Origin of the sequence: Brevundimonas sp., from assembly GCF_965278935.1 — a bacterium.
Taxonomy (GTDB): domain Bacteria; phylum Pseudomonadota; class Alphaproteobacteria; order Caulobacterales; family Caulobacteraceae; genus Brevundimonas.
On sequence record NZ_OZ257124.1, the window covers coordinates 1,907,733 to 1,922,136 of the forward strand.

A 14,404-nucleotide genomic window follows, 5' to 3' on the forward strand; every position below is an offset into this window, starting at 1 on the left:
CGGCCCGGACGGGAGAACCCGGGCCGCTATGGTTATGCCCGTTCACTTAGTCTGTTGCAGCGCATCATCCAAGCGCCCGAGCGCTTCTTCGCGTCCGAGGGCCGACAGAGTTTTCGCGATGTCGGGAGAAGCGGAGCCGCCGGTCAATGCGGCGCGCATCGGCGGACCGATCTTGCCGAAGCCGACGCCCTCTTCCTCGGCGAAAACCTTTAGCTCGGCCTCCAGTGCGAAGACGTCCCAGCTCTCGAACAGGGCGAGGCGGGCGCGAACCCGGGCGATGCGTTCGGCGGTTTCTCCGGCCAGGAGGGCGCGGGCCTTTTCGTCGAGTTCCAACGGCCGGGTCTTGAGGACAAACGCCGTCTGATCGGCCAGCTCCAGCAGGGTCTTGGCGCGATCCTTCACGAACGGCATGGCGCGCTGGAGCCGGGCCTCGTCGCCTTCGTTCAGAGCCGCCCCTTTGGCCAGGTGGGCGTCGAGCGTCATGCCGGCGAGACGCTCATCGGCGGCCAGACGCAGCCAGTGCGAATTGACGTGGGCCAGCTTGTCGAAGTCGAGCCGGGCCGGCGCCTTGCCGACGCCGTCGAGGTCGAACCAGTCGCGCGCCTGTTCGTCGCCGAACAGTTCGTCGTCGCCGTGAGCCCAGCCGAGCCGGGCCAGATAGTTGCGCATGGCCTCGGGCAGATAGCCCATCTCGGCGTACTCATGGACCGCCTGGGCGCCGTGGCGCTTGGAAAGCTTGGCGCCGTCGGGGCCGTGGATCAGCGGGATGTGGGCGAAGACCGGCCGGGTCCAGCCGAGCGCATCATAGATCAGCGACTGGCGCGCAGCGTTGTTCAGGTGGTCATCGCCGCGAATGATGTGGGTCACGCCCATGTCGTGGTCGTCGACGACGACGGCCAGATTGTAGGTCGGGGCGCCGTCCGAACGCAGCAGGACCAGATCATCAAGGTCCTCATTGCCCCAGCTGACCTCGCCCTGGACGGCGTCGGGCACCACGACACGGCCGGGCAGGGGCCGGCGGAAGCGGACGACGTGCGGCTGGGACAGGTCGACGACGGTCGGCGTGCGGTCGCGCCAGGGCGATTCGAAAGTGCGGCGTTCGGCCTTGGCCTCGTCCCGCAGACGGCCGGTCTCTTCGGCCGAGGTGAAGTCGCGATAGGCGGCCCCGAGCTCCAGCAGCTGGTCGACGACTTCCCGGTGGCGGTCGGCGCGGCTGAACTGGAAGATCGGCTCCTCGTCGGCGAACAGCTCAAGCCAGCTCAGGCCGTCGAAGATCGCCTTCACGGCGTCGTCGGTCGAGCGCTCGCGGTCGGTGTCCTCGATGCGGACGAGGAATTTGCCGCCGCGACCTTTCGCGTAAAGGTAGTTGAACAACGCCGTTCTCGCGCCTCCTATGTGGAGGTAGCCGGTGGGCGAGGGGGCGAAACGGGTGACGACCTGGGGGGAGGAATCTGTGGGCATGGGAGAGGGGTCCGAACGGGCCGCCCTTATACCCCCCGATGCGGCAAAGCCCAGCCTGTCGGCGCGCGTTCGTGCGTGGGCCAGGGACGAGGTATCGGCCCAAGCCCTGCGGTGGCGGCTTTGGGCGCCGGTGGCGTTCGGCGGCGGGGCGGCGATCTATTTCGCGCTGAGGTCGGAACCGCCGCTGTGGCCGCTGGCCCTGGCGGCGCTGCTGGCGACCGGGGTGTGGCTGGGCGCCAAGGTTACCGGCCGCGGGCGGGCGGTCACCCTCCCGCTGATGCTGGTCGCCTGTCTGTTCCTGGGATTGGCGGCGGCCAAATTGCGGACGGATCAGGTCGCTGCTCCTATCGCACCGGCAATGGCCGAACCGACCGTGGTCGAGGGCTGGGTCGTCGATGTCGACAGTCCCGGTGATCGGGGCCATCGGGTCGTTCTCGCGCCGGTGCGGATCCGGGGGCTGGAGGCGGAAGCCACGCCGATCCGGCTGAGGGCGACGGTGAAAGGCGAGCCCCCGAGGCCGGGCGAGGCTATACGGCTGTTCGCCATCCTCAATCCGCCGCCGCCTCCGGCCAGTCCGGGCGCCTACGACTTCGGGCGCAACGCCTGGTTCCAGGGGCTGGGCGGCACGGCCTTCGCGCTGGGCGAAACACGGGCAGCGAGACTGGCTCCGCCACCCTGGCGGTTGAGACTCGCGATGGCGGTGAACGGCGCGCGGTTCGCCCTGGCGCAGCGGATCGTCAACCGACTGGGGGAGCGGACAGGCGGGATCGCCGCCGCCATGACGACGGGTCACGAGACCTGGATCGCGCGCGAGGATCTCGACGCGATGCGGGATTCCGGCCTGGCGCACATCCTGTCGATCTCCGGACTGCACATGGCCATCGTCGGCGGGTTCACGTTCTTTCTCGTCCGGCTCGGCGTCGCCGCCTGGCCGTGGCTGGCGCTGAGGGTGTCGGGAAAGAAGGTGGCGGCGGTCGTCGGACTTGTCGCCGTGTGGAGCTATCTGGTGCTTTCGGGCGCGCCCGCGCCCGCGGAGCGCGCCGCCATAACGGCCTCGATCGCCTTTGCCGCGATACTCCTCGATCGGCCCGCGATCACCATGCATGCGCTGGCGGTCGCGGCCATGGTGGTGCTGATGCTGCAGCCTGAGGCCATCGTGACGCCGGGGTTCCAGATGTCGTTCGCGGCGACGGCGGCCCTGGTCGCTCTGTCGGAGGCGTGGCCGCCAAGGACACGTGAGCTGTCCGTTCCCTGGCCCATCGCGGCCTTCCAGTCGGTGCGGCACTGGCTGATCGTTGCGGTGACGGCCAGTCTGGTCGCGGGGGCGGCGACGGGGCCGTTCGCGGTCCAGCACTTCAATCGGGCGGCCATGTATGGACTCGTGGCGAATCTGACGACCTCGCCCATTGCGGACTTCATCATGATGCCGGCGCTGGCGCTCGGGGCGCTGCTGGAGCCGGTCGGGCTGGGCGGGCCGTTCCTGTGGGTGGCGGGCAAGGGCGTCGATCTGATGCTGGCCATCGGCCACTGGACAGCGGGGTTGCCGGGGGCGGTGAAGACCATTGCGAGCGCGCCCGACTATGTGCTGCCGATCTCTTTCCTGGGCGTGCTGTTCCTGTGTCTGTGGCAGGGGAGGCTCCGCTGGCTGGGGTTGCCGTTCGCCTGCGCGGTGCTGCTCTGGCCGCGTGCGCCGACACCAACGGTCTGGATCGGGGACGGCGGGACCAACGCGGCCTTCAGCGAGGCGAAAAAGGCCGTCGTGGTTCGGCCGGGCGTACGCCAGTTCGCGGCCGACCTGTGGTCACGGCGGCGGGGGCTGACGCTGGAGCCCCGGCCGGATGAAGGCTGGGTCTGTGCGAGATCAAGCTGCGCCCCGGTCGGAAGCGCGTCTGGCCCGGTCGCCCTGTGGTGGGGCAAGACCGCGCCGGATGGCGAGCAACTCGCCTCACTCTGTGCAGCCGCTCCGCTGGTCAGTGTTCGAGCCGTGGTGAACGCCCTGCCGCCGGCCTGCGACGGCCGGCTGGTGCTGGACGGGCTGGACTATCAGCGCGGCGGCTCGGTGGAACTATGGCGCACCACTCAGGGCTGGCGCGCGGTCTGGGCCGCCGACGTGCGCGGCGACCGGCCCTGGAGCCGCATCGGGAATCCCGATGCTGCGGATGCGGGCGTCAGTGATACTGGCGGATGAGGCCGACCAGCTTGCCCTGAACCTCGACCTGGTCAGGGCCGAAGATGCGGGTCTCGTAGTTGCGGTTGGCGGGCTCCAGAGCGATGGAATTGCCCTTCTTGCGCAGGCGTTTGAGGGTCGCCTCCTCGCCTTCCACCAGAGCCACGACGATTTCGCCCGACGAGGCGGTGTCGACGCGTTTGATGACTACCAGATCGCCGTTGAGGATGCCGGCCTCGATCATCGAGTCGCCCTCGATCTCCAGCATGTAGTGCTCGCCCGCGCCCAGCATGGATTCGGGCACCTGATAGCGGCCGTTGTCGCCTTGCAGGGCCGCGATGGGCACGCCGGCGGCGATCTTGCCGACGAGGGTCAGTTCACGGGTGTCGTTGGCGGGTTCCGACGGCGCTGAACGACCGCCGCCCTCGATGACGGCCGGGGTGAAGCCGGCGCGGCCGCGCACGGGACCGGTCGTGGCCTGTTCCGGCAGCTTGGTCACCTCAAGGGCGCGGGCGCGGTGGGCGAGGCGGCGGATGAAGCCGCGCTCCTCCAGCGCCGTGATCAGCCGGTGGATGCCCGACTTGGACGCCAGATCCAGCGCCTCCTTCATCTCGTCGAACGAGGGAGACACGCCAGTCTCTTTGATCCGTTCGTGGATGAACATCAGGAGCTCGTGCTGCTTGCGCGTCAGCATGGTGGGAATCGCCTTCAGAACAAGTCGTGAACCGTTGTCGATGTTCTGTAAGTGTTCTTGCCTAATGTCAACTTAACGGTGGGCGGGCCTGTCGACTGCAAATCGGCCGCCGTGCCTGGCCCCTCAGATTGCGGTCAATGCACACCGCCGCGCGCTGGCAACGCCGAAAGTTCGACTGCAAAAATTTCTGGAGGTGAACAGCCAACACCGCGAAATAGAGCGGCTAAGGCGGCCAATCGCGCGGAGTCCGCAGATGTCAGGCCAGCAGGGTCTCGGTGGCCGCCGTCACGTCATCCTGCCGCATCAGGCTCTCGCCGACGAGGATGGCCGTAGCGCCTGCGCCGGAGACCTCCGCAACATCGGCCGGGCTGAAGATGCCGCTCTCGGCGACCAGCAGCGATCCCTTGGGCGACAGTGGGGCGAGGCGGGCCGTGGCGCCGAGGTCGACCTCGAAGGTCCGCAGCGACCGGTTGTTGATGCCGACGAGGTCACCGCCGAGGTCGGCGGCGCGGGCCATTTCGTCCTCGTCGTGGGTCTCGATCAGGGCGTCCATGCCGAAGCGGCGCGCCTCGGACAGGAGTTCGTCGGCCAGGACGTCGTCGATCATGGCCAGGATGATCAGGATGCAGTCGGCGCCCAGGGCCCGGCTTTCGGCCACCTGCCAGGGGTCGATGAGGAAATCCTTGCGCAGGCAGGGCAGGGCGACGGCGGCCCGCGCTTGGACCAGATAGTCGTCGGCGCCCTGGAAGCTGGGACCGTCGGTCAGGACCGACAGGCAGGCCGCGCCGCCGGCCTCATAGGCGCGAGCAAGCGCGGGCGGGTCGAAGTCGGGACGGATCAGGCCCCTGGAGGGACTGGCCTTCTTGATCTCGGCGATCAGGGCGGGACGCCCGGGCTCGGCTCGGCGCTCCAGCGCGCTGCGGAAGCCGCGCGGCATGCCGGCGATCAGGGCCAGGGATTCGATCTCGGACTGCGACTGGGCGGCCTTGCGGGCGGCGACGTCCACGCGCTTGTAGGCGGCGATGCGGTCGAGGACGTCGGTCATATGAGCTCGGCGATGGGCGGCGGGGTCGAAGTGATGCGGGCCAGACCGGCGAGAGCTTCGGCCGCCTTGCCGTCGTCGATGGCGGCGGCGGCCAGGACGACGCCGGCCTTCAGGTCGGGAGCCTTGTCGGCGACGACGAGGGCGGCGGCGGCGTTGAGCAGGACGACGTCGCGATAGGGACCGGTCTGGCCAGCCAGCAAGGCTGTCAGGGCCTCGGCGTTGGTTTCGGCGTCGCCGCCACGCAGGGATTGGATGTCGGCGCGGGGCACGCCGGCGTCCTCCGGCGTGACCTCGAATCGGCGCACCCGCCCGTCCTTCCATTCGGCCACGTCGGTCGGGCCTGTGGTGGTCAGTTCGTCGAGGCCCTGGCCGTGGACGGTCCAGGCGCGCGTCGCGCCGAGGCGGCCGAGGACTTCGGCGAGGGGTTCGAGCAGACGCGGATCGTAGACGCCCATGACCTGACGTTTGGCGCCTGCGGGATTGGAAAGCGGCCCCAGCAGGTTGAAGACAGTGCGGAAACCGATCTCGGCGCGGACCGGCCCGACGTGACGCATGGCGCCGTGGTAGGCGGGTGCGAACAGGAAGGCGATGCCGGCCTCGTCGAGCGCCTGACGCTGCTGCGCAAGGCCCGCCGTCAGGTCGACGCCGAGAACGCCCAGCACGTCCGACGACCCGGATTTCGAACTCATCGCCCGGTTGCCGTGCTTGGCGACCTTCAGGCCCGCGCCGGCGAGCACGAGGGCGGCGGCCGTCGAGATGTTGAACGTATGCGCCCCGTCGCCGCCCGTGCCGCAGGTGTCGATGACGTCGTACGGGTGGTCGAGCGTCACAGCCGCGTCGCGCATGGCCTGGGCGAAGGCGGCGATCTCCTCCACCGTCTCGCCGCGGATGCGCAGGGCGGTGACGGCGGCGGCGACCTGGGCCGGGGTGGGTTCGCCCCGCAGACAGGCGGCGAAGAAGTCGCCGGCCTCTTCCGAGGTCAGTGTCCGGCCGTCGACCAGCTTGGCCAGCAGCGGCTTGAAACCACCCTCGGCCATGGGCTCAGACCATCGCCAGACGCTTGACGCCCGCCTGATCGAGGAAGTTCGCCAGCATCTCGTGGCCGTGTTCGGTGGCGATGGATTCCGGGTGGAACTGGACGCCGTGGAGCGGCCGTTCGTGGTGCTGGAAGCCCATGATCTCGCCGTCTTCGGTCCAGGCCGTGACGTTGAGGCTGTTGGGCAGGGTTTCGCGCTGGACCGCCAGCGAATGGTAGCGGGTCGCGGTGAAGGGCGAGGGCAGGCCGGCGAACATCCCCTTGCCTTCGTGAAGGATCGGGGAGGTCTTGCCGTGCATCAGGGCCTTGGCGCGGATGACATGGCCGCCCATGGCCTGTCCGATCGCCTGATGGCCGAGACAGACGCCCAGGATCGGCATGTCGAGCGGCGCGGTGTCGATCAGCGGCAGGCAGATGCCCGCCTGATCGGGGGCGCACGGGCCGGGCGACAGCAGTACGGCTTCAGGCTTCAGCGCCCAGGCCTCCTCGGTCGTCAGGTCGTCGTTGCGCACCACATGAGTCTGCGCGCCCAGCTCCGCGAGGTAGTGGACGAGGTTGTAGGTAAAGCTGTCGTAGTTATCGACGACGAGGATCATGGCTGCGCTTCTAGAGGCTGGTCGCGCCGACGCCAAGCAAGCGCGCGCGAATACGGACCGTTAACCTTCCCGGGCCGAAATCGGGGCTTCCACTGGAGCCGACGATTCCATGAGCGACCCCCAGACCCAGATCGACGCCGCCCGCGTGGTGCTGAGCGAGCCTGAAGTCCGGACGGGCCTCATGGGAACGCTGGCGGCGGCGTCGCTGGCGGCTTGCGCGGCCGTGCTGCTGGCAGGGGTGATGATCCTGGGGCCGGGCGTGGCCATCGAGGATGGACCGCCGCCGGGCAGCCAGACCTTCTAGATTTCGCCCGCCGTATTCAGCGGCGCGCCCAGTTCGAACCGCCAGGCGTCCTCGGCGGCGCGCATGGGGGCGCGGGCCTTGGCCTCGGTCTCGGCGAACTCGGCGGCGGGATCGGAATCGGCGACGACGCCGGCGCCCGCCTGAACGAAGACCTGGCCGTCGGCGAACATGGCCGTGCGCAGGACGATGCAGATGTCCGCCTCTCCGCCCGCCGAAATATAGCCGACGCCGCCGCCGTAGCCGACGCCGCGCTTCTCGGTCTCGAGTTCGTCGATGATCTCCATGGCCCGGACCTTGGGCGCCCCGGACAGGGTGCCGGCGGGGAGGGCGGCCAGAAGGGCGTCGACGGCGTCGATGTCCGGGTGGGCCCGGCCCTCGACGTTGGAGACGATGTGCATGACCTGGCTGTAGCGCTCGACGACGAAGCTTTCGGTCACCCTGACCGTGCCCGGGGCGGCGACGCGACCGACGTCGTTGCGGCCCAGGTCCAGCAGCATCAGGTGCTCAGCGCGTTCTTTCGGATCGGCCAGAAGCTCGGCCTCCAGCGCCTTGTCGGCCTCTGGCGTGGCGCCGCGTCCGCGGGTGCCGGCGAGCGGACGGATGGTGACGCCGCCGTCCTTGAGTCGGACGAGAATCTCCGGGCTTGAGCCGGCCAGCTGGAAGTCGTCGAAGTTGAGGAAATACAGGTAGGGCGACGGGTTCTGCCGGCGCAGGGAGCGGTAGAAGGCGAACGGATCGCCCGTCCAAGGCGCCCGGAACCGGTGACTGAGCACGACCTGGAAGATGTCGCCGGCCGCGATATAGCCCTTGGCCGTCGCGACCAGATCGCCATAGGCGGCGGCGTCGACCGGAGACCTGAAGGCGAGCGCGTCGGTCGGTTCGGCCGCGCCCCGGGCGACCAGGGGACGGCGCAAGCGGGCCTCGAAGTCGTCGAGGCGGGCTTCGGCGGCGCCGACGGCTGCGGCCGCGTCCGACATGCCCGGCCAGACCGGGGCCATGACGACGATCTCGTGTTTCACGGAGTCGAAAACGGCCACGACCGACGGCCGGGTCAGCACGGCGTCGGGCAGGTCGAGCGGATCGGGATTGGGGGCGCCCAACGGCTCCAGAAGGCGCACCATGTCGTAGCCGAAGACGCCGAACAGGCCGGCGGCCATCGGCGGAAGGCCGTCCGGCAGATCGAAGCGGGTCTCGGCGATCAGGGCGCGCAGGCTGTCGAGTGCGCCGCCGGCCTGGCTCGAATAGCGTCTGGCCGCCACGTCCGGGCCGCGCGCGATGGAGGCCACACCGTCGCGGCAGCGCCAGACCACGTCGGGCTCGAGCGTCAGGATCGAATAACGGCCGTTCAGGGCGCCGCCCTCGACCGATTCCAGCAGGAAGGCGTGGGGTCGACCCCAGCCCACCTTCAGATAGGCCGAGACCGGGGTCTCCAGGTCGTCGACGATCCGGCGCACGACGACCTGGGGCCGGCCTTGCGTCAGTCCCGCGACGATCTCCGCGCGATCAGGCTCCGCGCCGCCTGGACTCATTGAGCGGGAGCGGTCGGCGGGGTCGCGCCGGGGACCGGAGCCGTCACGCCGAGGGCCTCGATGGCGCGGGCGGGGTCGTTGCTGGCCTTGGCGGAGCGGGCAGCGGCGGGGACGAGGGCCTCGCCGGCGCCGTTGATCAGTTCCTGGGCCAGACGGGGACGGATCTGGTCGGCGATGGGCGCGGCCAGGGCGGCCGTGGGCGCGCGAACCGCGTCCACACGACCGACCACGAAGGCCGACTGCGAAGCCGGGCCGGTGAAGACCTGACCGCGGCCCTGTCCGAACAGGCCGCCAAGGACGCCGTCGCCGAGCGCGGCCTGGGCTTCCGCGTTCTGTTGCACGCCCGCACGGGTGGTCAGGGTGGCGCCGGCCGAGGCCGCGACGGCGACGATGTCCTCGCCGCCGCGCACGCGGGCGGCCAGTTCCTCGGCCTTGTTGGTCAGACGGCGGGCGTTCTCACGCGCCATCCACTGCTGGGCCAGCGGAGCGCGAATATCGGCCAGCGTCGGCAGGGCGGCGGGCCGGATGTCATCGAGGCGCAGGACGAAATACTGGCCTTGGCCGGCGTCGATCACGTCGGACTCCGCGCCCTTCGACAGGGCGTAGGCGTTCTGGAGGATCTGCGGCGGCGCGTTCATCGGCTGGCCGTCGGGCAGGCGGCCATCCTGCGTGAAGGGCGGCAGTTGCACGATGCGTGCGCCGACTTCGCGCACGGCGTCCGCCAACGGCTTGCCGTCGGTGCGAGCCTTCTCATAGGCCTCCACGCGGCTGAAGATGCGGGCCTTGGCGTCCTCTTCACGCAACTCGTTGACGATGGCCTCACGAACGCCTTCCAGGGTCGCGGGGGCGCCGGGGGTGACGGAGACCAGTTTTGCGACGGTGAAGCCGACACGGCCCTGAATCGGGGCCGAGACCTGGCCGCTCGTGAGGCCGAAGACGGCGGTTCCGACGGCGGGGTCCGGCACGGCGCTCTGCGGCTGGGCGGCGTACTCGGCGGGCTGGATGCGGTTGGCCTCGGCCACGGCGGTCGGCGACTGGCCGGCGCGCAGGGCGGCGGCGATACGGTCCGCCGCGGCGCGATCGCCCACGGTCAGGGTGGTGAAGGTGCGGCGTTCGGGCGTGGACAGACCGTCCTTGCGGAAGTTGAAGCGCTCGACGATGCGGGCCTCCGGGATCGCGGGCGGGGTAAATCCGGGCGCGTCGTTGAACAGGACGACCGATGCGATACGGAATTCGGGGCGACGCAGCTGGGTGGCGTTCTCGTTCATGAAAGCGTTCAGCTGGGCGTCGGTCGGGGCGCTGGCGGTTCCGGCCATGGCCTGGGTCACGTTGAACCAGCGGCCGTCACGCAGCTCCAGCGCCCGACCGGCGACCAGCGCGCCGTAGATGCGGGGTGAACGGAGACCGGCCTGGACGGCGCTTCCGAAATGCTCGGTGACGGCGGTATCGCGGAACTCGTCTTCCAGCTGGACCGGAGAGTAGTTCTGGCGCGCGAGTGTCTGTTCGTACTGGGCCTGGTCGAAGGCGCCGGTGACCTGGTTGAAGAAGGCGGGGATCTCGCGGATGCGCTTGATGATCAGGGATTCATCCGGGCGGATGCCGACCTTTCGCGCCCATTCGAGGAAGCCGAGACGCTGGGTCTGGGCTTCAAGGTAGCGGATGTGGACGTTGGCCGTGACCAGGTCCTGGGTCGTCAGGGGGCGGCCTTCCTGTTCAGAGGCGTTGGTGCGGATGCGCTCGAAGTCGGCCCGGAACTGGTTGGCGTCCACCGAGCGGTCGCCGGCCGAGATCACATGTTGGGCGCCCAGGCTCTTGAACACGTCCGTCTGGGATCCGCCGACGACGGCGAAGCTGATGATCAGCAGGACGAACAGGGCGACAGCCCACTTGGACTTGGCGAAGTCGCGGAACAGGGAAATCATCGAAGGGGCCTGACGGTCGGACGGCGAAGCGCGCCACCGCGCCGTATAGGGGAGGGGGCCGTCGCCCCGCAAGCGAGACTCGCCGCAGGCTTGGCATCTCGTGAGACGGCGCCTAGACAGAGCGCATGAAACAAACCGTGAAGCTGATCGTCGGCAATTGGAAGATGAACGGCCTGGCCGCCGATCTGGCAGGCGCCGTCGCAGAGATGCTGGCCGATCTGAAGGCGACGCCGGCCTCGGCGCGTGCCGGCCTGTGCCCGCCCGCGACCCTGATCGAACGCATGGTCCGCGCCATCGACGGCGGCCCGATCGCGGTCGGAGGGCAGGACTGCCGTGTGGAGACGAAAGGCGCCTTCACCGGCGGAGTCTCGGCCGGGATGCTGGTCGACGCCGGCGCGACCATGGTCATTCTCGGCCACTCGGAACGCCGTCAGGAGTTTGGCGAAAGCGATGCCCTGGTCTCGGACAAGGTCGGCGCCGCCCTGCAGGCCGGGCTCATGCCGATCATCTGCGTCGGCGAAACCCTGGCGCAGCGGGAAGCCGGAGAAGCGGCGGCGATCGTGCGCGGCCAGATTCTCGGTTCGCTGCACGACGGCCTGACAGGGCAGGACTGGGCTCTGGCCTACGAGCCGGTCTGGGCCATCGGCACGGGGCTGACGCCGACGCTGGACCAGATCGCCGAAATCCACGCCGCCGCGCGTGACGCCATGATCGAACGATTGGGCGACGGCGGGCGCACGGCGCCGATTCTCTACGGCGGCTCGGTCAATCCGGGGAACGCCCGCGATATTCTCGCCTTGGATGAGGTGGGCGGGGCGCTCGTGGGCGGCGCATCGCTGAAGGCGGCCGACTTCCTGGCCATCATCCGGGCCGCCTGACGGCGTCAGGGATCAGGGACCGGGGATCCGGGACGCGACGCGCGGTGTTCGCCGAATCCCTCGTCCCTATTCCCTAATCCCTCCCTCGATGTTAGACGCCGCCGCTTGATCGGCGGTCGTCCGCCACACATGTAAGCACCCATGCTCCAGACCATTCTCCTCGTCGCCATGATCATCATCTCGATCGCCCTGTCCGGGGTGATCCTGCTGCAGCGCTCCGAAGGCGGCGCGCTGGGCATGGGCGGCGGGCCCTCGGGCTTCATGACCGCCCGCGGCGCCGGCAACCTGCTGACCACCACGACCTGGTGGCTCGGCGGCCTGTTCGTGGTCTGCGCCATCAGCCTGACCATCGTCGGCAACATGGAGCGCGCCAGCCGTTCGGTCGTGGACGCCGACGCCGTCGGCTCCATCGCCCTGGACTCGGCTCCGGCCGCCGGCCAGCAGACCGCCCCCGCTGAAACGGCTCCCGCCGCTCCGGCCGCGCCGTCGCTCGACGACCTGGAGCGCAGCCTGCCGACGGCCGGCGGCGCCCCGTCCACGCCGGCGCAATAAGGTGACGGCGGGGACACCCTCCGCCGCTCCTCCCGCCACCAACACCTCCGCTCCGGACCTGCTCCGGGGCGGAGTTTTGTTTTCAACAGCTGATCGCACCCCGATCCGCAGCGACAGCCCGAATCAGGGCTAAGGTGATCCCCCGTGGCTAGATATGTATTCATCACGGGCGGCGTGGTTTCCTCGCTGGGCAAGGGGCTGGCGTCGGCGGCTCTCGGCGCATTGCTTCAGGCGCGCGGCTACAAGGTCCGCCTGCGCAAGCTCGACCCCTATCTGAACGTCGATCCGGGCACGATGAGCCCGTACCAGCACGGCGAGGTCTTCGTGACCGACGACGGCGCAGAGACCGACCTGGACCTGGGCCACTACGAGCGGTTCACCGGCGTCTCGGCAGCCCGGTCCGACAACATCACGACCGGCCGCATCTATTCGACCATCCTCGAGAAGGAACGTCGCGGCGACTATCTGGGTGCGACCGTGCAGGTGATCCCGCACGTCACCGACCAGATCAAATCCTTCTGCCTGACGCCCGCCTTCACCGACGACGGCGAGGATGTCGACTTCGTCCTGGTCGAGATCGGCGGCACGGTCGGCGACATCGAGGGCCTGCCGTTCTTCGAGGCCATCCGCCAGCTGGGTCAGGACCTGCCGCGCGGCCAGAGCTGCTTCGTCCACCTGACGCTGTTGCCCTTCATCAAGACCGCCGGCGAGATGAAGACCAAGCCGACGCAGCACTCGGTCAAGGAACTGCGGTCGATCGGCATCCAGCCCGACATCCTTTTGTGCCGCTGCGAATTCCCGATCCCCGAGGACGAGAAGCGCAAGATCGGCCTGTTCTGCAACGTGCGTCCCTCCGGCGTCATCCAGGCGATGGACTCCGAGGACATCTATGCGGTGCCGCTCGACTATCACCGCGAGGGTCTGGACGCCGAGGTCCTGGCCCATTTCGGCATCACGGATGCGCCAGAGCCGGACATGTCGAGCTGGAACGAGATCGTGCGTCGCCGGCTGCAGCCGGACGGCGAGGTCACCGTCGCCGTGGTCGGCAAGTACACGGTGCTCAAGGACGCCTACAAATCCCTGATCGAGGCCCTGCATCACGGCGGCGTCGCCAATCAGGTCAAGGTCAACATCGACTGGGTCGAGGCTGATACCTTCGAAGGCGACCGTCAGGCCTGCGAGGATCGTCTGCAGGGCGCCCACGCGGTCCTGGTCCCCGGCGGCTTCGGCGAGCGCGGGGCCGAGGGCAAGATCGAGGCGGCCCGGTTCGCCCGCGAGCGCAACATCCCCTATTTCGGCATCTGCTTCGGTATGCAGATGGCCGTGATCGAGGCGGCCCGGAACCAGGCCGGCTATCCCAGGGCCTCTTCGACCGAGTTCGGCCCGACCGAAGAGCCGGTCGTGGGCCTGATGACCGAATGGACCCAGGGCAACCAGCGGGTGCTGCGGACGCAGGGCGGCGACTTGGGCGGCACGATGCGTCTGGGGGCCTATGATTCGACTCTCGCGCCCGGATCGAAGATCGCGGAGATCTATGGCACGACCGCGATCAGCGAGCGGCACCGCCACCGCTACGAGGTCAACATCAACTATCGCGACGCGATCGAGGACAAGGGCCTGGTCTTCGCCGGCCTGTCGCCGGACGGCGTCCTGCCCGAGACGGTCGAGCGGACCGACCACCCGTGGTTCATCGGCGTCCAATACCACCCGGAGCTGAAGAGCCGCCCGTTCAAACCCCACCCCCTGTTCGCCAGCTTCATCGAGGCGGCGGTCGTGCAGAGCCGGCTGGTCTGACGCTCAGGTCGCCGAGGACTCCGGGAACAGCGCTTCCAGATCGCCGGGCAGGGCGGAGGCCTCGTCGGTGAAGACGGCCTTGCGCTTCTCCATGAAGGCCGCGACGCCCTCCTTGCCGTCCGAACGGCTCAGATCGAACATCGCCAGGGTCTCGACCAGATGCGCCTCGACCGGGTCGGGCAGGGCGGCGTTCCGGCGCAGCATCTGACGGGTCACGGCCAGGGCCGCCGGCGACCGGTCCTTGATCAGCCGCCGCGCGAAGGCCTCCGCATCGGCCAGCAAGGCGTCGGGTTCGTGCACCGACCGCAGCAGACCCGCCGCGCGTCCGGTCTCGGCGTCGAAGATGTCGCCGGTCATGCACCACTCGAGCGCCTGCTGCATCCCGACCAGACGCGGCAGGAACCAGGTCGAGCAGGCCTCGGGCAC

General features: G+C 69.3%; 13 protein-coding genes. 5 read left to right on the top strand and 8 right to left on the bottom strand.

Annotated features, from left to right (window positions below; all coding sequences use genetic code 11):
• Nucleotides 1-42: 42 nt before the first annotated feature.
• The gene (gltX, locus tag ACQY68_RS09465; protein ID WP_428149124.1) at nucleotides 43-1,461 is read right to left on the bottom strand and encodes a glutamate--tRNA ligase; all 1,419 of its coding nucleotides are present in this window, start codon (nucleotides 1,459-1,461) and stop codon (nucleotides 43-45) included.
• On the opposite strand from gltX, the gene ACQY68_RS09470 reads away from it, so the two are divergent.
• Nucleotides 1,460-3,649 (top strand): ComEC/Rec2 family competence protein, encoded by a 2,190-nt coding sequence (locus ACQY68_RS09470; protein ID WP_428149126.1) that lies wholly within the window; start codon nucleotides 1,460-1,462, stop codon nucleotides 3,647-3,649. The two genes, gltX and ACQY68_RS09470, sit on opposite strands and share 2 nt — an antisense overlap.
• Here ACQY68_RS09470 and lexA read toward each other — a convergent pair.
• The 4 genes from lexA to ACQY68_RS09490 all read right to left on the bottom strand — a co-directional run bounded on the left by lexA (nucleotide 3,630) and on the right by ACQY68_RS09490 (nucleotide 6,999).
• Nucleotides 3,630-4,322: a transcriptional repressor LexA gene (lexA, locus tag ACQY68_RS09475; RefSeq protein ID WP_428149127.1), complete on the bottom strand. Its 693-nt coding sequence runs from the start codon at nucleotides 4,320-4,322 to the stop codon at nucleotides 3,630-3,632. The genes ACQY68_RS09470 and lexA overlap by 20 nt on opposite strands.
• A 256-nt stretch (nucleotides 4,323-4,578) precedes the next feature.
• Nucleotides 4,579-5,367 (bottom strand): indole-3-glycerol phosphate synthase TrpC, encoded by a 789-nt coding sequence (gene trpC / locus ACQY68_RS09480; RefSeq protein ID WP_428149129.1) that lies wholly within the window; start codon nucleotides 5,365-5,367, stop codon nucleotides 4,579-4,581.
• Nucleotides 5,364-6,404 carry an anthranilate phosphoribosyltransferase gene (trpD, locus tag ACQY68_RS09485; RefSeq protein ID WP_428149130.1) on the bottom strand — a complete coding sequence of 347 codons (1,041 nt, stop codon included), beginning with the start codon at nucleotides 6,402-6,404 and terminating at the stop codon, nucleotides 5,364-5,366. The genes trpC and trpD overlap by 4 nt, the downstream gene beginning before the upstream one ends.
• A 4-nt stretch (nucleotides 6,405-6,408) precedes the next feature.
• On the bottom strand, nucleotides 6,409-6,999 hold the full coding sequence (locus ACQY68_RS09490; protein ID WP_428149131.1) for an anthranilate synthase component II: 591 nt from the start codon (nucleotides 6,997-6,999) through the stop codon (nucleotides 6,409-6,411).
• Nucleotides 7,000-7,108: 109 nt separating this feature from the next.
• Here ACQY68_RS09490 and ACQY68_RS09495 point away from each other — a divergent pair, with 109 nt between their 5' ends.
• On the top strand, nucleotides 7,109-7,303 hold the full coding sequence (locus tag ACQY68_RS09495) for a peptidoglycan-binding protein (protein WP_428149132.1): 195 nt from the start codon (nucleotides 7,109-7,111) through the stop codon (nucleotides 7,301-7,303).
• On the opposite strand, the gene trpE is transcribed toward ACQY68_RS09495, so the two are convergent.
• Nucleotides 7,300-8,832 (bottom strand): anthranilate synthase component I, encoded by a 1,533-nt coding sequence (gene trpE, locus ACQY68_RS09500; protein ID WP_428149133.1) that lies wholly within the window; start codon nucleotides 8,830-8,832, stop codon nucleotides 7,300-7,302. The genes ACQY68_RS09495 and trpE overlap by 4 nt on opposite strands.
• Entirely contained in the window at nucleotides 8,829-10,754 is a 1,926-nt protein-coding gene (locus tag ACQY68_RS09505) for a peptidyl-prolyl cis-trans isomerase (protein WP_428149134.1), read from the bottom strand. Before ACQY68_RS09505 ends, trpE begins: the two co-directional genes overlap by 4 nt.
• A gap of 125 nt (nucleotides 10,755-10,879) precedes the next feature.
• On the opposite strand from ACQY68_RS09505, the gene tpiA reads away from it, so the two are divergent.
• From tpiA to ACQY68_RS09520, 3 genes are all read left to right on the top strand, one after another.
• The gene (tpiA, locus tag ACQY68_RS09510) at nucleotides 10,880-11,632 is read left to right on the top strand and encodes a triose-phosphate isomerase (protein ID WP_428149135.1); all 753 of its coding nucleotides are present in this window, start codon (nucleotides 10,880-10,882) and stop codon (nucleotides 11,630-11,632) included.
• Between the two features lie 141 nt (nucleotides 11,633-11,773).
• Entirely contained in the window at nucleotides 11,774-12,184 is a 411-nt protein-coding gene (secG, locus tag ACQY68_RS09515) for a preprotein translocase subunit SecG (protein ID WP_428149136.1), read from the top strand.
• Nucleotides 12,185-12,328: 144 nt separating this feature from the next.
• On the top strand, nucleotides 12,329-13,978 hold the full coding sequence (locus tag ACQY68_RS09520) for a CTP synthase (RefSeq protein WP_428149137.1): 1,650 nt from the start codon (nucleotides 12,329-12,331) through the stop codon (nucleotides 13,976-13,978).
• Nucleotides 13,979-13,981: 3 nt separating this feature from the next.
• Here ACQY68_RS09520 and ACQY68_RS09525 read toward each other — a convergent pair whose 3' ends face one another.
• The gene (locus ACQY68_RS09525; protein WP_428149138.1) at nucleotides 13,982-14,404 is read right to left on the bottom strand and encodes an enoyl-CoA hydratase-related protein; all 423 of its coding nucleotides are present in this window, start codon (nucleotides 14,402-14,404) and stop codon (nucleotides 13,982-13,984) included.